This is a genomic window from Spirosoma sp. 48-14 (assembly GCF_001898575.1).
In the GTDB taxonomy this organism is placed as follows: Bacteria; Bacteroidota; Bacteroidia; order Cytophagales; family Spirosomataceae; genus Spirosoma.
In genome coordinates this window covers 2,366-21,433 of the sequence record NZ_MKUD01000089.1, presented here as the reverse complement: position 1 = coordinate 21,433, position 19,068 = coordinate 2,366, and the positions used below count along the sequence as shown (strand labels likewise).

Genomic DNA, 19,068 nt, shown 5'->3' with positions numbered 1-19,068 from the left:
GCCTGTAGCTCCACCGATACGTTGTCGAGCACCGTCAGTCGGCCAAATGTTTTCGTAAGCTTCTGAACGCTAATCATAACGACTTGAGTTTCATAACGGGTTGTTTGTCTACGAGGGCATCGGGGGTCAGGCTCGGCATCACTTTTTCGGCCCGGTCGAGCAGACTAACCATGAAGCTACGTAGTAGCATAATGCCATGCGGCATTTGTTCGAGAATGACCGAATACAGGCTAACGGGATGATACGGTACGTCGCCCAGCCCGTCCCGATTCAGGTCGTACCCTTCGTATTTGTCCCAATAATTCTGGTCGAACGTATTGAGTACCGTATTGCCGTTGGTGGCTACATCGAACGTATTGCCCTGAAACTGGTTTTGCTGGAACAGATTATCGACACAACTGGCTTGTACGCGCACTCCCCAGCCGTTTTCGATGAACCGATTTTGCCGAACCGTAATGCGGTTGGAGCCTTCCATATGAATCCCGATGGTATTTTTCTGGAATGTATTCTGCTCAATCTGGCTATCGGAAATGTCTTTGAGCAGGAGGCCATAGGCGGCACTGCCCCAGTTATGCACAAATACGTTGTTACGCATCGTTACGCCCTTCGTATACATGACGGCCACCCCCGCCCCGTTGTCGCGGAAGGTATTGCCGATGTAGGCATTCTGGTGCGAAAACATAAAGTGCAGTCCATAGCGGATGTTGTTAAAACTGGTGTTTTGCTGGATAGACGAGTTGGTCACAAACTCGAAATAAATGCCATCGCGGTGGCCGCTGACCCGGTTGTTGTCGATACGTATCTGGTCGCATTTCCAGGCGTGGATACCATTGCCGGTGGTTTGCTCGGCGGCAGGAACACCCGCAATGGTATTGCCACGCACCAGACAATTGTTCGACGCCGATAGGTAGACCCCAAAATAGCAGTGGCTGATCCGGTTGCCGACCACGCGCACCTGCCGGGCTTCCAGTACTTTCACGGCGGCCCAGTCGATGGTGCTTGTGATACCTACGTTCCGTAAATCGAATCCACGAATCAGGACGTTATCGGCCTGAACGGTAAAAATTTCGCCTTTGCGTTCGGCATCGACAACCGGAAATTTTTCGCCCAAAATCACAAGGGGTTTATTGACAATCAGGCTATGTTCCCGGTACGTTCCCGGCCCAATCTGGAGCGTATCGCCCGAAGTGGCCAGCGTCAGTGTGTGGCGAATGCCGGTTTTGGGTGTAACATACCAGGTTCGGGCCAGACTTGGCAGGGGAAGTAAAACCCAGACCATGAGCAGCCGAAGCCCGTTAATCGAATACATGCAGGAGTTCATGCCAGGTTCGGTTTTCGCCTTTTACCGATGCGGCTTCGCTGGCGTTGGCAAAGGCGGCTGTGTTGCCATTCATAGGGCTATGCAGGTCGTCGTTTTGTCGGAATATGGCCGTGCGCGCATCCAGAAGCGTACCGGGTTTCTGAAAATTAGCCACCAGAATCTGGGCGATGTCGGCATCTGCTACGTTAGTTTCCTGCTGGTACTTAATCATGCAGACTACGTCGTCGAACTTGTAGGTTTTTCCTTTTTGGGTGACGTAAGCCGCCGAAAATTTCTGATCGACAATAGTCATTTTGCAGTGTTCACAGGCCTCTTTCCCGTATCGGATAGGATCGGCTTCGGCCGAACAACTCGTCAGCGCGATACCGAGCAGTGCCCCCCCGGCTACGTGTGTAGCAGAGCGCGTGGAGCGGGTTTTCTGCCGATAAACCCATTCGTAAATCGTTACGCCTGCAATAGTCAATCCGGCAACCAGGAAAATCCAGCCACCGCTATCGGGCAGGGAGTAGGCCCCAAAATTGAGCAGGGCTTTGTAACCAAGCAACGGGGGCTGATAGGCCATGCCGGGCACCTGAATTGGGGCTTCGGGGTCGAGGTTGTGGCCGTATTCGTAGGCCCACGTCCAGAAATCGTACAAAGCCAATCCGGCCCCTACCACCAGCAGCGACAGTAAACCCACCAGCAGCCGGAAGTTTCTGAGCAAAGCCGTTAGCAACCCCAGCCCAATGAACCCCGCCATTACGTAAGGGAGGTACGTAAATTCGGGAAACATCTCTTCTTTGATGTGCGCCATACCAATGTAGTGGTTCAGCCCGTTGATGATCGCCACGTCGCCGGTTAGTTTAGATAACCAGATTTTCATGACCAGACCTTCGGGGTATTGCGGTGCCCACAGGTCGATGCGCCAGATGGGCAGAAACAGGGTGGCCGTCAGCGCCAGCGATGCCAGCGCGACGACAACCTGTGATCGTTTATGAAGTGACTTCATTACTTCGCGGCTACTTTTTTGTCAGCTTCGGCGGTTTTGCCCGTGCTGAACGTAAGCGGTACGTTACTCCCTGCGGGCGATACCCGTACATACCCCTGCATTTCCTGGTGCAGTGCCGAACAGAAGTCAGTGCAGTAAATCGGTGAAATACCGACACGATCCGGTTTCCATTTCAGGGTTTGGGTTTCGCCGGGCATAATCAGGATTTCGGCATTGTTGCCGCCTTTTACTGCAAATCCGTGCGGAATATCCCAGTCCTGCTCCAGATTCGTTACGTGGAAATAAACGTCGTCGCCCAGTTTTACGCCTTCGATGTTGTCGGGTACAAAGTGCGACCGGATGGAGGTCATGTAAACGTGAACCTGATTCCCCTGCCGAACCACTTTGGCTTCTTTCTCGCCCTTTGCTACGTATTTATGCCCATTCTCTTCAATCTTGAAGATTTTCTGCGAATTCGGAGCCAGCTTATTGGCCGGAATGGCTTCGGCATAATGCGGTTCGCCCACGGTCGGGAAGTCGAGCAGGAGCTTCATTTTATCGCCCGATATGTCGTATAACTGGGCCGACTGCGCCAGTTCAGGGCCGGTGGGCAGGTAGCGGTCTTTGGTGATTTTATTGTAGGCAATTACGTATTTGCCCCAGGGTTTGGTGGTTGGCCCGCCCGGAATGCTCAGGTGACCCACCGAATAATAGGTCGGTACGCGGTCGAGCACTTTCAGGTCTTTGATGTTCCATTTCACCAGCTCCGACGATACGAAGAAAGACGTAATCGCGTTGCCCTGCCCGTCGAACTCGGTGTGCAGTGGCCCCAGACCCGGTTTCTGCACTTCGCCGTACAGCACCGACTCGTATTTCAGGACGGGAATACCGTCAAAATCACCATCGTATGTTTTGTCGGCAATGGCTTTCTGCATTTTATCGAACGAAAAAACTGGAATAACGGCGGCCAGTTTGCCCGATCCAACAATGTATTCGCCCGTAGGGTCAACATCGCAGCCGTGGGGCGATTTAGGACAGGGAATAAAGTACAACATGCCGGGGCAATCGTTCGGATCGAGCGTTACTACGTTCGTTTCGATGGTTGTCGTAGCCGAATGGATTTTCTCGTCATACACGTTGTGAGCGTATTTGGCGGCTTCGGTTTTGCCCTTGCCCTGTTTCAGATACTCCTCCGCTTTTTTCCAGTTGACGGCCAGAATAAAATCTTTATCTTTCTGCGATGCGTTGACTTCGAGCAACGTATTGGCCTGCTCGGTGTTATAGGTCGAGAAGAAGAACCAGCCGTGCGATTTGGCCTTACCCGCCCGCGCCAGGTCGAAACTCACGCCGGGCGTTTTCAACTGGAACGCAATCTTCATCCGGCCCGACCCTTTATCGACGCTCACGAACGAGATATAGCCTTTAAAATTCTTCTTGAACGAGCTAATCGGTACGTCGCCGTTGTTGTCGGGCGGGACCGAAAAACGCGTACTGGCCACTACGTATTCTGTATTTTGGGTGATGAACGGCGACGAGTGATTCCCGGCACTGTTCGGTATTTCCAGAATTTCGGCAGTACGGAATGTTTTCAAATCAACCCGCGCCAGCCGGGGCGTGTTGTTGCCATTGCCAAAGGCCCAGCGACCATCGTGCTCGCCGTTGGTTTGCGAGAGTGAAATATGGTGCAGATCGTCCCAGGGCACCGGTCCGTGCGACGTATTGAACATCGGTTTGGTTTCTTCGCTGTAGCCCCAGCCGTTTTCGGGGAAGGTCGAAAACACCGGAATGATTTTCAGCAACCGACCCGAAGGCAGGCCGTAAATCGACATCTGGCCGTTAAAACCACCCGACACCACGCTGTAGAACTCATCGTGTTTGCCCGGTGCTACGTATACTTTCTGGGCGGCATCGCCCTCCACCGCCGATCCGGCATCTTTGGGCTTACAACCCGTCAGGGCGGCTCCCAAAGCCAGCGCAACCACCAGCGACGTATTGATTTGAGCTTTCATAGTTTTTCTGTAATTGTCTTAAAATCAGGAATTAATTCAAGGTCAACCATGAGATTTAATTATTGATTATGAACCAATTAAGTACCGTAGGTACGCAATGTTTGTAGAAAATGTCCTTCTGAGTCAATTGGCGTGCCGTAGGTACGCACCAATCTATAAAAGTCGCGTACCTACGGCACGCCAATTGACTCAGAAGGACATTTTCCTATAATCATCTGACCGCTACGCGGTCAAAAATCTCATAGTTCATCTTAGTTTATTTTTCGCCATCGTTACTACGCATAAATTCCAGCACCGACCGGGCTTCGGTTTCGGTCAGGTTTTGGTTGGGCATCCGCACCAAACACTGCTCCAGCAGTTTCTGCGCTTCGGGATCTTTTTCGAGCATCATGTCGACATTGGTAATCATGTTGATGATCCATTCGGGTTTTCGGCGCTGCGTAACCCCTTTCCAGCCAGGCCCCACCAGTTTAGTTTCGTCGAGTTTGTGGCACGACCCGCATTTGAGGTCGTAAATGCCGTGCCCCCCTTTCACCATGTTCTGATCGAGGGGGGTACTGAGTTTCACTTCCTTGACTTCCGTACCGTGTTCTTCGGTTTGGGTGGTGGTAGCGGGGTCTGTAGGGGCTTCTTCGGCTCGTTGTTTGGCACCGTTGGAGCAGCTAAAGCCCAACAGCGAAAGCATAAGAAATGCCTGAATCGTTACTTTGGTCATGGCACTGAGCTGGTTAGTGTTCAATTTGTGAGTGAATAAAAGATATCGATGTCTTTTATTCACTCACAAAGGAAACCAATACCGTAGCATCAATAAAATGATCGAAATCATACGCTGGTGGTAATTTTAATCAAGATCAACAAAAAAGACATCCGTATCTTTATTGTAGCTTGCGCTTCATTTATAGACGTTTGGTATGCTTTCTAAATCGTGTGGATACGCTATTCGGGGCACGGTGTATTTGGCGTTGAAAATCCCGGAAAACCGAAAAGTTGGTATTCAGGAATTGGCCGATGCGCTGGATGTGCCGCTTCATTTTATGGGAAAAATCATGCAGAATCTGGCTCGGTGCGAGATCGTCAACTCAACGAAAGGTCCGCATGGTGGCTTTTTTCTACAGCAAACGGCTTTAGCAACACCCGTTATTGCCCTTGTCGAAGCGATTGATGGACTGGACGTTTTCCGTCGGTGTGCGTTGAATCTGCCAAATTGCTCGGAGAGCAACCCGTGTTCTCTCCACAAGTTGATTGCCCCCCACCGGAAAAAAATCTACCAGCTTTTATGTCAACGTACCGTTCGTGATCTAATGGCCGATGTGCAAAGCGGCCGAACCAACCTGCGCGAAGGGGCCTTGCCCGATTTATCATGAAAAACCCGCCCGATACGTTGTTTTCTACAACAACTCCGCACCCACCCGCCCCCATTACTACGTATCGGCAACAGGGATACGTAGCGTTGGGCTGGCTGGTGGTGGCCGGAGCCATTGGAGTAGGGCTGCGGGCATTGATGCTCTGGCCCGTCGAGTCGGCTAATTATCTATACTGGCTCCACGCCCACTCGCACGTGATTCTGCTGGGGTGGGCGTTCAATGCGTTGCTAACGGCTCTGTGGGCCACATTTTTGCCAACCGCCCGCGCCCGAACGTATCGGCACTGGTGGATTGGCTTGCAGATTTCAGTAGCGGGTATGCTGGTCTTTTTCCCGATACAGGGCTACGCGGCTGGCTCAATCATCTTCTCGACGTTGCACGTATGGCTGACCTACGGCATCGGCATCAAACTCTGGCGCGACCTGCGTAGCGACCGTCGGTTATCGGCTTCGCTGCTCCGTTGGGGTATCGGTTTTTTGTTTCTTTCCACCCTCGGGCCTTATGTAGTGGGCATACTGAAAGCCAGGGGGCTGGCACATACCGACGGCTACAACCTGGCTATTTATTTCTACCTGCATTTTCTCTACAACGGCTGGTTTATGTTTGGCGTGCTGGCCTTGCTGGTGCGTCAACTCGAAGGCTGGAACGTAGCGTTGCCCGAACGTAGCGGGCGTTGGTGGCTCGTTGTCTGGGCGATCTGTTGTATGGGTAGTTACAGTTTATCGGCACTGTGGGCCAATCCGCCCAGGGTTGTATGGGTCTTGGGTGGTTTATCGGGCGGTATGCAGCTGGTGGCCGGTGGCTGGCTGGCGTGGTGGCTCTGGAAAAACAGGTCGGTAGTTCGGCGGCAGCTAAAACCGTGGGCGTTTCGGCTCTACCAACTGGCCTGGGTGGCTTTCCTGATTAAATTGACCCTGCAAGCCGTATCGGCATGGCCCTGGGCGGCTGAGTGGGCGTATCTGCAACGGCCTATTGTGATTGCGTATCTGCATCTGGTATTTATCGGGGTAGTAAGCTTTTTTCTGCTCGGCAAAGCCATACAAGACGGTTATTTACGGGCTTCGCCCATTGGCCTAACAGCCCTGATCGTATTTTTTGCCGCCCTCGAACTGATCCTGATCGCCGAACCGCTGCTGATACGTCTGGTCAATACGTCTGTACCCTATTATTGCCAACTTCTTTTTGGCGTATCGTTGGGCTTGTGGCTGAGTTTTCTGGCATTGCTCATGGCGCAGGCCCAACGACTGTCATCTCTCTCGACAACATGAACTGGCAACTGATGCCTGGTAGGCTAGTTGGGTTGTTGCTGCTTCTATTTGCCGGGCTGATGATCGGGCGTCAACGCAGGTAGCGATGGAACAGGCCAACATCATCAGTAGCGAATCAAGGCAAAATCATTTTCGATACGCATTGTAAAATGTTAGCACGACACACACGGTGAGGGCGGGATTGGGACTACTCTGAAAGATTTTTACCAACCCTGATTTGAATCATAAAATGACGGGGAAGGGCCGCCGTAGTTTTGTCGTGTTATTAATCACAGACTACTATGGAAACGCCTGTTTTACTGGATGTGCGTGTGCTGGAACCCCGCCTGAAACATCCCACTATATTTTCAACCTTCGATGCCCTGGCCGAAGGCGAATCGTTTCTGCTCATCAACGATCATGATCCATTACCACTTCAATATCAGTTCAAAGCCGAGCGACCTGGTTCATTTCGGTGGGAATACGTAGCGCAAGGGCCGGAGGTCTGGCAGGTTCGGCTCACCAAAATTCCGGGTGTTGTTGAAACCGTTGCCGATCTGGTTCGGACGAATCCGGCGGCTGCTACGGTATTCAAAAAACTGAACATCGACTTCTGCTGTAAAGGTGGTCGGCCCTTTGCCGATGCCTGCGCCGAAGCAGGCCTGAATCCCGACGCCGTGAAAAAAGAACTCCAGACCACTACCCTTTCGTCGGGAATTCCCGATAAAGCCAACGTATGGCCGCTCGATTTCCTGGCCGACTATATTGTGCAGAACCACCACCGCTACGTAGCCGAATCGGTACCGGCCATCACCGCCCTGCTCAATAAAGTGGTAGCGGCTCATGGTCAACAGCACCCTGAGTTAGAAACCGTTCAGGCTGCGTTTGCCCTTGTGGCCAACGACCTGACTGCCCATATGCTGAAAGAAGAACGTATTCTGTTTCCGGCTATTCGGCAAGTAACCCAGTTGCAAAAAACGGAACACCCGGCTCTTTTTTCATTCCCGTTTGGCTCCATCGCCAACCCCATCCGAATGATGGAAGTTGAACACGTCGATGCGGGCGATACGCTCGAAAGTATCCGCAGCCTCACCAACAATTTTACCGTTCCTGCCGATGGGTGCTACTCGTTTCAACTGCTTTATCAGCAGCTCGAAGCGTTTGAAACCGATTTGCATCAACACGTTCATCTGGAGAATAACATTCTGTTTCCCAAAGCCATACAGGCAGAGCGGGAGTTGCAACTCGCGGTGGCCTAACGGATCACCGAAGTTGGGCCAATCGTATCGCTCCGTTTCCTGACTTTTTATACGTTTGACTGGCCGAGAGGTTTAAACGAACACGGGTATGATTCCTGCTGAAATGCTGATCCTGTATGGGGCTATAGAGGTGAAACTGGATAAAGATGAACTTCTTTTCGGGGAGGGCGAATCCTGCCTGCACTATTTTCAGGTGCAGGCAGGTGCCATTAAAATGGTTAACTATAGCGACGAGGGGCAGGAGTTCATTCAGGGGGTTTTTGGCCCCGGTGAGAGCTTCGGCGAACCACCCCTGTTCGACGGTTTTCCGTATCCAGGTAGTGCGATGGCCACCACCGCTTCGGTGGTCTGTAAACTGCGAAAAGAGCGATTTATCGACCTGCTACGGGATCATTTCGAGATTCACCTACAGTTCAGTGCTGTGTTTGCCAAGCGATTACGGTATAAATCGATGATGCTACGTGAGCTATCGTCATACGCCCCCGAACACCGCCTTATGACCCTGATCGAGTACTTTCGTGATAAATCTGGCGGTTCATCCGCCCAGCCCTTTCAGGTGCCTTTTACCCGGCAGCAACTGGCCGATATGACAGGGCTACGCGTAGAGACGGTGATCCGAACGATTTCTAAGTTGCATAAAGAAGGACGGATTTCCTTGATTAAACACAAGATTTATAGTCGGTAACAGGGCTTTTTCATCCGCTGGTGGTCTTTCACTATCTGCTCTTCCTCCACTTCGCCTTTTTCGTGGTCAACCTCCAGTTCAGTACGTTGCTTTACGCATTAATGCTCTCCAAGATTTTAATACCCAGCATTTTAGTCGTATCTTCACTCCGTGTAGACCAATGAAGCACCAAAGAGCTGTTTGACCATAGAACTGCCTTATATCGATCCTGTAGACTTTGCCAATACGTTGATTGGTAAGCATGGATTTACCTCGCAGGAGGTATGGAATGCCCGTCGGATTGGGGTTCCAGACGTAACAGGAGCTGGCTCTCTGCTGCTGTTCGTTCGTAACGACATCCATTTTTTTCGGGGAAAATGGAATTTGAAAAATCCCACCCTGTTTCTTTCGCCGGATCAGGTCGGGAAAAACGGGATCATCGACCTGCGAATCAGTTCCGATGGGATTATCGACTCGGCGGCTCTGAAAGGCTATAACCAGTTTCAATACGACATCACCCAGGTTGATGGAATGCGGTTATTCATTCCTGAAAAATACCTGCCCGGCGACCGAAAAAAAATCGCTTCCGCCCTGGATCATTATTGTTTGAATCCGGCGATCAACGAGCTACTTAAGCAACTTTTTTCTATTGACTACGAAGCACTGGGAAATTCTATTCTGGTGGAAAGTAAAATACTGGAGTTCCTTTATCTGTTCTTCGAGTCGGTGAAGAAAGGAGAGGTTATGGCGTATTATGCTGAGATAACAGATCATCAGCTAGCTTGCCTGAAAATGGCCAAAGAGCTGATCGATCAGCAGATACCCACTGCTATTTCGCTGAAAGAACTGAGTCGGCGTATTGGCATCAATGAGTGCGATCTGAAAAGCGGCTTTCGCAAACTCTTTGGGTTACCGGTTCATCAGTACGTGATCAAAACCCGGCTCGAAAAAGCCCATCACCTGATCGTTACGACCGATATGCCGATCCAGGACATCTGCGATCAGGTCGGCTACACCAACCGGGGCCACTTTGCTCAGCTTTATCTGAAAGTGTACGGCCTCACCCCACTCAACGACCGCCAGCGAAGGATCACTACGGTATCCCGCTAGGATTCGGCTCCCTTTTGGTCGTATATTCCCATTTCGTGTCAAATTATTCCTATTTCGATACGAAATCGGCGGTATCGATTGCGATCATTGTGTCGGTATCGACATGTCCCTGTGGAGATGGTAGCGATACCCGACACAGGCTATGATGAATCTCTCGATCATTCTCGAAGACAGCGCCCGGAACTACCCGCACCATCCCGCCTTTACGTGTGAGGATAGCACCCTGACGTTTTCGCAACTCAATGACGAAGCCAATAGGGTGGCCAATGGGTTACAGCAGCTTGGTATCCAGCCGAACCACAAAGTAGCCCGGAATTGCCTGACCCTGCCGCAGTTTCCGATCATCTACTTTGGCATATTGAAAGCGGGCGCGGTGGTAGTTCCCCTGAGTGTTCAGCTTAAGAAAGATGAGCTAGCCTACCAACTGAGAGACAGCGATGCCCGCGTATTTTTTTGCTTCGAAGGCACCCCAACCCTTCCAATGGGCCGCGATGGCTGGAATGCCTTTATCGAAACCCCGGTCTGTGAGCATTTCTTCATGATTATGGCCAGGCCCGGTATGAAATCCTCAGTTGAGGAGGTAACCACACTGGATGAACTTACCCGGAATCAATCGCCTGTCGCTGAAACGGTTCAGACCCGTGGCGACGATACCGCCGTCATTATTTATACGTCTGGCACAACGGGGCAACCGAAGGGAGCCGAGCTGACTCACACCAACCTGCTCGTCAATGCCATGCTTTGTGCCGAACGGATTATGAACCTGACGCCTGCCGATGTTCAACTGGTGACGCTGCCTCTGTTTCACATATTTGCGATGACGGTGCAAATGAACGCCAGCATTTTGCAGGGTGCCCACTGTCTGCTGCTGCCCCGATTTGACGCCAATGTGGTGCTGGAGTTATTTAGCCGCTATGCCGTAACGGTGTTTGCGGGGGTGCCAACCATGTACTGGGCCTTACTCAACGACACAAAGGGGAACCCCACCCACCAGCAACGCGCCCATCAGCTTCGGCTTTGCATTTCGGGAGGAGCCTCGTTGCCCGTAAACGTGCTGAACGAGTTCGAAGCGGGTTTTGGCGTCGTTATTCTGGAAGGCTATGGCATGAGCAAAGGCTCTCCGGTAGTCACCTTCAATCATCAGCAGATCGGCCGAAAAGCCGGGTCTGTAGGGACGGCTATATGGGGCGTTGAGGTGAAGGTTGTCGATACCGATGGGAACGAAGTGCCCACGGGCGAAAAAGGCGAACTCTGGTATCGTGGACACAATGTGATGAAACGGTACTACAAAAAAGACGCCGAAACCGCCGAAATCCTGACAAACGGCTGGCTGCATTCCGGCGACATTGCCATAAAAGATGTTGACGGCTTTTTTTTTATTGTCGACCGGATAAAAGACGTCATCATCCGGTGCGGCAGGAATGTGTACCCGCGTGAGGTCGAAGAGGTAATGATCAAACACGAAGCCATTTCGCTGGTGGCGGTAGTTGGCAGGCCGTGCGAAAAACTGGGCGAAGAAATAAAAGCGTTTGTTGTTCTGAAAAAAGGAAAAACTGCCAGCCCGGACGAACTTATCCAGTGGACCCGGCAACGTATTGCGCTCTACAAATACCCCCGCGAGATCGAATTTGTCGAGTCGCTGCCAGTCAACGCGTCGGGCAAGATTCTGAAGAAAGCCATGAAAAGTTAATGACAGACCATAACCCTGCTTAACGGGTCGTCAATATTTTTTTGTCATTCTATGTTTGTAGCAGTCCTTTTGAGTGCCTCCGTCGGTAGACTATCTTTTGTCAAGGGTCACCAAGACCGCTCGGAATGCGAGTCGCCGACGGAGTTTTTCAACCGCCAGCTTGAACAGTTCGTGGGGCATAAAGCCCCAATAAAGAATCGATAAGCATCAGCGGTAAACGCCTTAATCAACTACGCCTATGAACACCATCTATGTCGGTATTGACATCGCCAAGACCAGTTTCACCCTGGCTATACCCCAACCCAATGGGCGATTCCTGGATTATACCCTGGCCAATACCCAAGCTGGATTTGGTCAACTCGGCAAGCTCTTGCCCGCCCACAGCCATTGTGTGATGGAGGCTTCAGGACCCTATTACCTGCCCCTGGCTTTGTGGCTTACCCAACAAGACCTTCCCTTGAGTGTGGTCAATCCATTGGTGGTTCGTCGGTTTTCTCAAATGCTCCTGCGCCGGACCAAGACCGATAAGGCCGATGCCCGCCTACTAAGTCAGTTTGGTGCCAATCAGAGGCCCCAGCTCTGGCAAGCGCCCACGCAATTGATGAGCCAACTCACACAATTACAGACCTTATTGGAGCAGTATGTCAAGCAACGCACCGCCCTACGTAACCAGCAGGAGTCCTTCTCCCACTCGGGCGTAGCCAATCCCATCCTGGAGCAATCGCTCCAGAAGAGTCTGGATCACCTGGATGAGCAGATTCAGACCCTGGAAAAACAACTGGACCAGCTAGCCACCACGGAGTACCCCCGTCTGTATGCCCATCTGCGCAGCATTCCTGGTGTGGGGGCCAAGACGGCCTTGTGTTTGCTGGTGTTAAGCCGAGGCTTCCGTCGGTTTGCGTCAGCCAAACAGTTGGTGAGTTTTGCGGGTTTAGCCCCCCGGGTGTTTGAGTCGGGCAGTTCGGTGAAGGGTAAGGGGCATATCTGTAAGTTGGGCAACAGCCGAATTCGTCAGTTGTTGTACATGGCCAGTATGCAGGCCAAGAAAACCAATGCGGCCTGTGCTGCTTTGTATGATCGGTTGGTGGGGGCAGGTAAGCCCAAGCTGGTGGCTTTGATAGCGGTGGCGCATAAGTTAGTTCGTCAGTGTTTTGCCGTAGCCCGAAGTGGGGTAAACTTTGATCAAAAACTAGCCTTACCTCTTGTTTCGTAACACAGTTCATTCCGAGGAACGAGGAATCTTCGGGTGAGTAAATAAACCTTCACTTACCGAAGACTCCTCGTTCCTCGGAATGACAAAAAAATATTGAATTGAAAAGAGAATACCTCAATTACAAGTCAGCTTGATGTACCTAATGGAAAGAACTAATAATCATATCGACACCCGGCCCAGCTACCCGATGAATGGGCCTAACCCGATCCTGGTTTTGCTACGTTACGGCTGGGTGGTACTCTCGGCCCTGATCCTGCTGAACTGTAGCACCAGCAAAACCGCTATCGGACACTACCAACAGGAGAAACTCAACGACGTAGCGTATGGAACCTCCCCCCGTAATGTGATGGATGTGTATCTACCCGCTAACCGTACCGACAAAACTCCCTTCGTGATTCTGATTCATGGCTGTGCCTGGGTAAAAGCTGGCAAAGAATACGTGCGCGATATTCAGGACACGTTGCTCAACCACGGCATTGCCGTTGCCAGCATCAATCACCGCTACGCCAATCAAACGGATATTCACTATCCACAGATGCTGGCCGACGTCAATCAGGCCATGACGTATTGCCATACTCATGCGGCCGAGTGGCATACCCGCCCGGATGGGTTTGTGCTGATGGGGGCCAGCTCTGGTGGCCACCTGGCCCTGCTCACCGCCTACACTACGCCCCGAAATATCCGGGCGGTAGTGGATTTTTCGGGACCCACCAATTTTACCGATACGACCCTGTTGAATTACGCAGATAAAGTTGGGCTGATGGAGGTGGTTCAGATGATGACCGGAAAACCCTACGTTAAAGGCACACTGCCCGACCCTGCCTTCGCGCAGGCCAGTCCGGTTACGCAGGTGAAGCCCATTCCGGTACTGATCGTACATGAGGTTTTCGTTACAATCGGACGGAAAATAGCGGTTTGGTGATAGGCGGTTGCTAATTAACACGGGCAGGTTGTCTCAGTGGCCGTAATCCATTGTCTTGTAGACCGATCTGATTCTTGAAATCATATTTCCCCAGCCGATTTATGTGCTCAAAAGGGGCTGGAGAGATATGTTCCAGATCCTTTTCAAGGACTTCATAGCCCTCCTTTTGAAGTTGTTTGAGAATTTCCTGGATGTAAACAGTATTCCAGACCATGACGATATTAGTCAACAAATTAAGGCTCCTGGCAGTGACCTGCTGTTCTTTCTCTTGCTTCTTACGGATGACCCCGTCACCTCCGAACCAAAGATAACCTGTATGTCGTCAGCCAAAAGTGGACAGATGCGGGTGAAAAGAGAAGAGACGGTTTTAACCGCTTTGTAGACGTTGAAAAATATGACTTTTCCGCCGTTGGTCCATCGTTAACTGCTTGATTTTTTTACGCTCTGCTACAATTTGGTCTTGGCGACCCCAGTACGCATCAGCGGGACGTACATTATCCAAGGATTCATGATACCGCTGGTTATTATAATACTCCACCCATTCGCTTAGACGCTCCCTCAATTCATCGGGACTGTAGTAGTGCTCCAATAGCAGCACATTTTTCATCGAACGGTGCCGCGACGGCGTACCGTTAACGCTCGATCTTGCCTTGGGTCATGGGATGAAACGGTGCACTGCGAATATGCTCAATGCTTTCCCCTTTCAAATACTCTTTTAAATACCGGGACACATAGGCCGAGCCATTGTCCGACAAGATCCGAGGACGCTGATCGGCAGGCAAACTACTGGCCTTAAGAGCCGCTTGCACGGTTCGCTCTACATCCGTAGCCTGCATACCCGGACACAGTTCCCACGCTAAAATGTAGCGGGAATAGTCATCCAGCACTGTCGAGAGGTAATACCAACCCCAATTCTTAATCTTAAAGTAGGTAAAGTCGGTCTGCCAGAGTTGGTTGGGCGCTGTAGTCGGATTATAGAACTGATCGGCCGCTTCCATGAGTCGGTAAGCGGGCGTAGTGATCAAGCCCCGACTTTTTAGCAGGCGATATACGGTCGATTCCGACACAAACCACCCCTCATTATCAACGATATGGCAGGCTAATTCCCGACACGAGAGGTCTGGTCGCTCGAAAGCTAGTTCAACAATACGGCTTTTTTCAACGGATGGTAGTTGGTTCCAAGCACTGGTACGTCGATAAGGCTGGTCAGCTAACCCATCGAAGCCATCGTTTAAATAGCGTTTATACCATTCGTAGAAGGTTGACCGATTGATACCCAATTCACGCAAAGTAGCTTTGACGCTAAGCGGGGATTGTTCGACCAAAGTGATGATCTCCATTTTTTCAGACTGAGTCATATGGTGGTAGGGATCATTCGTCGGCTTTAAGGCTTTTTTTTAACTGCCTATTTTCTAAGCTTAGCTCAGCCACCAGTTGTTTGAGGGCCTCATTTTCGGATTTAATCGATTGCACTTCAGGTGCTGTGGCCTCCCGCGTGGTATCGCCAGCCAGTCGCTTTTTACCCGCTTCTAAAAATTCTTTGCCGCTTCGGCGGACCGATCCAGCGGTAGTAGATATTGGTGTTGAGCCCTTCTCGTCGACAGATTTCAGCGACTGACTGTTCGCCTTGCAATCCTTCCAGGACAATACGAATCTTTTCTTCAGCGGTATACTGTCGACGAGTCTGGCGCTGAATGTCTTTGATAATGGATAGGGCTGGTTTTCGCTCAGAGGAAGATGCCTGAGCCGTTTTGGAATGGTTAAGAGAGGCTTTTTTGGTTGATTTGGACATAACCAAGGTGATTTAGGTGAAACAATTTACTGAATTGTCTCTTCCCATTCCCACCCCTTTTGTCCACTTTCATTTGACGACGTACAGTATATGAAAGACTCCGTTTTGGAAGAGTATGAAGAGTATGCTGAAGAAGCAGGTATATAATTACCATCACGTGGTACAGCTAATTTAATCCGCTGTCCTGTATTAGCTTGACTCAATACACAGTCGTCTAACCCGGGTCGCATCAAACGTTTTGCCACGTACCGTTTTGAAACCGGCCGCGTTGAGCTGATCGGCAATCGCCTGATAGTTCTTACCCGTTGCGCGTAGTGTTGTCGCCAGCACTTTAGCCCGACGCTTATTGTCATTCTCGTTCACCAACTCACGCGCCAGTTGAGCGCCCCTAATCCCCGCTTCGGCTTTCTGTTCATTAGGGCCACCCTTACGCCATTCGCCCACCTGTTTACGCTTCTGGTCAAGGGCCTGCTTGGTGCGCAGCCCGATGAGTTCTCGTTCCCGGTCAGCAATGGCCATAAAGAGCGTCAGCGTAAACTTATCCAGGTTAGGTACATCGCAGGATTCTAAACGGCCGCCCAACTCCCGGTAGATTTGTAAGGCTTGCTCGGTGTTACGACTTAGCCGATCAATTTTAGCCACTACCAGTGTAGCGTAATGGGACTGACAAATATAGAATTTATGTCAGCTTACAAGTCATAAATGACCATTCAACATTTGTAACAAACCAGAAACCCCTACTTAATTTCTTTAAAGCACTCAACGAATCTAGTTGGTTTAACAAGCATCAACAGCTACCTTCGTTGCATACTTAACTTTAAAGTGAAGAATTTTGTAACGATTCAACCATTTAAAACGTTTCAACGGGTAGCCTACTATACCTTTTGGGTTGAAGGTCATGAGCGATCCGAAACGGATGCTTTCTTTACTCGTTTTGAAAATGAATTGGCCTTAGCTAATGATTTGAATCTGTTAGTGGCCTGGATTCAGGAGATTGGCCAGAACCGGGGAGCTAAAAATCGTTACTTCCGTTTTGAGAATGATGCTACAGCCTTACCACCTCCGGCCAGGATCATGGCGGAGTTAGGTAGTAGTTATTGTCAATTTCGCTTGTATTGCATCCGGCTATCGGATGAGGTTGTCATCTTGGCCAATGGTGGACAGAAAACGAGTCAGACCGTACAGAATAGTCCCCAGTTGATGGCTCACTTTCGATTTGCCAATAAAATGGCACAACAACTTACGGAGATGATCCAATCTGGTGAACTAGTGCTCGATGGTAAACAGATAGTAGGTTTAGAAACGATTGAACTATTGGATTAATTAAACGTACCTATATGGACGCATTTGACCGTATTGCCGCCCGGACGCCCGATCAGACTCGGCGTTTAGTCAGTAAAATGCTGGATGTAGCGGATCGTATTCAGGCTATCCTCCAACAAAAGGGTATGACTCAGAAGGATTTAGCAGTTGCCCTTCACAAATCGGAATCTGAAATCAGTAAGTGGGTCAGTGGCGCCCATAACCTAGAGTTAAAAACCATCATCCGAATTGAAGAAGCGCTAGGTGAGGATATTTTAACGGTGACTAAGCCTCAAGCCACGGCCTAACAGCTGTAAGCTATTAATAATGGAAAAGCCCTGAAATCAGGGCATTTAATTTGTTTATTCGACCTCTTTAACCTTCGGCTTATGGCCACGAGGCTTGCCGGTATAAGGTGCTTTAGGAGTTGTTTCATCCAGATTTAATCGCAGCTCTAAAGCGGTTGAGCCTTCATGCTCAAAAAAACGAATGGTGGAGAGCATCAAAAAGTGTGGGGCAAGTAGGGTCAAGCCGCCATTGGAGCAGCCACAATAGCCGGGGATCGAAAACCAGGAAAGCGCAGCCGGAAACAATCATCCCACTCCTCGTTCAAGACCTTCGTACGAGCCTGTAACAGCAGATGCGCTCCCTTCTTACTCCATTGCATTTGTTGCTGCTTCACGAAGCGTTTAGCAATCACCTGATTAACCGTTGATTCTACAAAGCCAGTCGAGACCCGTTCCCCGTAACGGTACCGCTCCGAATAATCGACGATAGAGGAGGTGTTCTGACGCACATACGTGCTAAACTCAGTCAGGTAGTTCGTCAACACTTTCAGCTTGTCATATTTGCGGACAATCGCTTTGTCGGTTCCATGCTCCTCTAAAGGCATATCCAAGTCATCAATCTTCTCTAAAGCACGCTCGGCATTACCATGCCATAGATGCCATTTAATGCTGGTGAGCGTTTCGGCGACCTCTTTGCCTCGTGGCTCATCCACCTTGGCAAGGCCCAGTGCATACTGCTGAAGCACGGTGAGGCGCATCGTTAGATGAAACCAGTCTAAGATATGAGTCGATTCAGGATTCAGATATGTGGTCAATGAACGCAACGTCGGTGCGCCATCGGTAAAGAACTCAACCGATTGGTTGGCTTGCAGGCCCTGTGATCGCAGCACCTCGAACACCCGTCGTCGGGGTTTGGTATCGTAATCCTGCACAAAACCGAAGCATTTAGCCGGTTTTTCGTCGGGCATACTCTTGCCTGTAATTATCTCAAAACAGGCTTTTTTATGCCAATGACGGACGTAACCCCCGTCAATACCCACCACAAGGGGGCGGTCAGGAAGTGGCAACGCTTCCCTTTCCAACTGACAGCAACTGTTGAAAAACGTGGCTTCAGGGGCCAGTTGTTTTTCCTGCTCTTCCACGACAGCATGAAGATGGTGTTGAATCGTGGTGGCATTGAGCTTCTGGTCAATTGGCAGTACTTCTTTGAGCAAATCAGCGGTTTTCTGATAAGGAATCAGGCTGGCCCATTTGGTCTCCAGATATAACCGCTCCGGGGTCACATGCTGGCTCAAGATATCATTGAGGGGGCTGAACGTTTTGGCCCCAGTCTCGTCTTGATTTTGTGGAAGATAAAAGCGAGGGCTATTGACGGTAACATCGCCGAACAAGGTTTTTAGCCGGATGGGGTACGAGCCTTTCTTACGTAAATCGACCGGCGCGTGCGCCTGCATATAGCTGCCAATCTGCTTGTCGATCAGCTTTTGCTGGATCGTTTTGAGCAGGTCTTTGGACTCCGCCAGCGTCAAACCCAGATTTTCTACGGTCAATTCGTCCCGGTTTAGGCTGAAAATATCCTCCGTTACTGGCTCCTGCTCATTTGACAGGCAAGCCATGAGTTGTAGTTTGAAGTTCATGATCGAAGAGAGTAAGAATTACAAAAGGGCTTTCACTTTACGGACAGTGTTGATCGACACCTCGCAGAGTTTATCGGACCGCCGAGCGGCTGTTTTTCGCACACTCAGACCCGCGCGTAAGTTGCGGGCCACCGAACTGTACTTTTTTAGAAAGACCGATTTTTCTTCCACCCTCCCGTCTGGCCGACCAATCTTCTTGCCTTGTCGTCGAGCTTCTTCCATGCCCGATAGAATGCGTTCCCGCAGTGTTTCTCGCTCCAGGCGAGCGAACTTGGCCAGCAAGG

General features: G+C 50.6%; 16 protein-coding genes and 3 pseudogenes. 10 read left to right on the top strand and 9 right to left on the bottom strand.

Going from position 1 to position 19,068, the window contains the following annotated elements:
• Window positions 1–73: 73 nt before the first annotated feature.
• The 4 genes from BGO59_RS36375 to BGO59_RS36360 all read right to left on the bottom strand — a co-directional run bounded on the left by BGO59_RS36375 (window position 74) and on the right by BGO59_RS36360 (window position 5,012).
• On the bottom strand, window positions 74–1,321 hold the full coding sequence (locus BGO59_RS36375) for a nitrous oxide reductase family maturation protein NosD (RefSeq protein WP_293692634.1): 1,248 nt from the start codon (window positions 1,319–1,321) through the stop codon (window positions 74–76).
• Window positions 1,296–2,309, bottom strand: coding sequence for a nitrous oxide reductase accessory protein NosL (locus BGO59_RS36370; RefSeq protein ID WP_293692633.1), 1,014 nt, complete (start codon window positions 2,307–2,309; stop codon window positions 1,296–1,298). The genes BGO59_RS36375 and BGO59_RS36370 overlap by 26 nt, the downstream gene beginning before the upstream one ends.
• Window positions 2,309–4,297: a Sec-dependent nitrous-oxide reductase gene (gene nosZ, locus BGO59_RS36365; protein ID WP_293692632.1), complete on the bottom strand. Its 1,989-nt coding sequence runs from the start codon at window positions 4,295–4,297 to the stop codon at window positions 2,309–2,311. The genes BGO59_RS36370 and nosZ overlap by 1 nt, the downstream gene beginning before the upstream one ends.
• Window positions 4,298–4,553: 256 nt before the next feature.
• On the bottom strand, window positions 4,554–5,012 hold the full coding sequence (locus tag BGO59_RS36360) for a c-type cytochrome (protein WP_293692630.1): 459 nt from the start codon (window positions 5,010–5,012) through the stop codon (window positions 4,554–4,556).
• 196 nt (window positions 5,013–5,208) lie between these two features.
• Between BGO59_RS36360 and BGO59_RS36355 the strand changes: the two genes are divergently transcribed.
• From BGO59_RS36355 to BGO59_RS36320, 8 genes are all read left to right on the top strand, one after another.
• Window positions 5,209–5,661, top strand: coding sequence for an Rrf2 family transcriptional regulator (locus BGO59_RS36355; RefSeq protein ID WP_293692628.1), 453 nt, complete (start codon window positions 5,209–5,211; stop codon window positions 5,659–5,661).
• Window positions 5,658–6,929: a hypothetical protein gene (locus tag BGO59_RS36350; RefSeq protein WP_293692626.1), complete on the top strand. Its 1,272-nt coding sequence runs from the start codon at window positions 5,658–5,660 to the stop codon at window positions 6,927–6,929. Before BGO59_RS36355 ends, BGO59_RS36350 begins: the two co-directional genes overlap by 4 nt.
• Before the next feature lie 281 nt (window positions 6,930–7,210).
• Window positions 7,211–8,167, top strand: a complete 957-nt coding sequence (ric, locus tag BGO59_RS36345) for an iron-sulfur cluster repair di-iron protein (protein ID WP_293692624.1) — start codon at window positions 7,211–7,213, stop codon at window positions 8,165–8,167.
• Window positions 8,168–8,255: 88 nt separating this feature from the next.
• Complete coding sequence (locus BGO59_RS36340; protein ID WP_293692623.1) at window positions 8,256–8,852, top strand: Crp/Fnr family transcriptional regulator; 597 nt, start codon at window positions 8,256–8,258, stop codon at window positions 8,850–8,852.
• Window positions 8,853–9,032: 180 nt separating this feature from the next.
• Window positions 9,033–9,941 (top strand): AraC family transcriptional regulator, encoded by a 909-nt coding sequence (locus tag BGO59_RS36335; protein WP_293692622.1) that lies wholly within the window; start codon window positions 9,033–9,035, stop codon window positions 9,939–9,941.
• A gap of 142 nt (window positions 9,942–10,083) precedes the next feature.
• On the top strand, window positions 10,084–11,631 hold the full coding sequence (locus BGO59_RS36330; protein ID WP_293692621.1) for a long-chain fatty acid--CoA ligase: 1,548 nt from the start codon (window positions 10,084–10,086) through the stop codon (window positions 11,629–11,631).
• Between the two features lie 238 nt (window positions 11,632–11,869).
• Window positions 11,870–12,844 carry an IS110 family transposase gene (locus tag BGO59_RS36325; RefSeq protein ID WP_293692619.1) on the top strand — a complete coding sequence of 325 codons (975 nt, stop codon included), beginning with the start codon at window positions 11,870–11,872 and terminating at the stop codon, window positions 12,842–12,844.
• Window positions 12,845–12,986: 142 nt separating this feature from the next.
• A complete protein-coding gene (locus BGO59_RS36320; RefSeq protein WP_293692617.1) occupies window positions 12,987–13,766 on the top strand; it encodes an alpha/beta hydrolase in 780 nt (259 codons plus the stop codon).
• 10 nt (window positions 13,767–13,776) lie between these two features.
• Here the strand turns inward: BGO59_RS36320 and BGO59_RS36515 are convergent.
• The 3 genes and pseudogenes from BGO59_RS36515 to BGO59_RS36310 all read right to left on the bottom strand — a co-directional run.
• Window positions 13,777–14,061, bottom strand: a pseudogene (locus BGO59_RS36515) (Tn3 family transposase); the annotation flags it as partial.
• Between the two features lie 72 nt (window positions 14,062–14,133).
• A pseudogene (locus BGO59_RS36315) lies at window positions 14,134–15,558 on the bottom strand (IS3 family transposase).
• Window positions 15,559–15,747: 189 nt separating this feature from the next.
• A complete protein-coding gene (locus BGO59_RS36310; protein ID WP_293692615.1) occupies window positions 15,748–16,200 on the bottom strand; it encodes a recombinase family protein in 453 nt (150 codons plus the stop codon).
• 180 nt (window positions 16,201–16,380) lie between these two features.
• Between BGO59_RS36310 and BGO59_RS36305 the strand changes: the two genes are divergently transcribed.
• Window positions 16,381–16,881: a hypothetical protein gene (locus tag BGO59_RS36305; protein WP_293692613.1), complete on the top strand. Its 501-nt coding sequence runs from the start codon at window positions 16,381–16,383 to the stop codon at window positions 16,879–16,881.
• A 14-nt stretch (window positions 16,882–16,895) separates the two neighbouring features.
• A complete protein-coding gene (locus tag BGO59_RS36300) occupies window positions 16,896–17,168 on the top strand; it encodes a helix-turn-helix transcriptional regulator (RefSeq protein WP_293692611.1) in 273 nt (90 codons plus the stop codon).
• A 218-nt stretch (window positions 17,169–17,386) separates the two neighbouring features.
• Here the strand turns inward: BGO59_RS36300 and BGO59_RS36295 are convergent, their stop codons facing one another.
• Complete coding sequence (locus tag BGO59_RS36295; RefSeq protein WP_293692609.1) at window positions 17,387–18,784, bottom strand: ISKra4 family transposase; 1,398 nt, start codon at window positions 18,782–18,784, stop codon at window positions 17,387–17,389.
• Window positions 18,785–18,802: 18 nt separating this feature from the next.
• Window positions 18,803–19,068 (bottom strand): annotated as a pseudogene (locus BGO59_RS36290) (hypothetical protein); the annotation flags it as partial.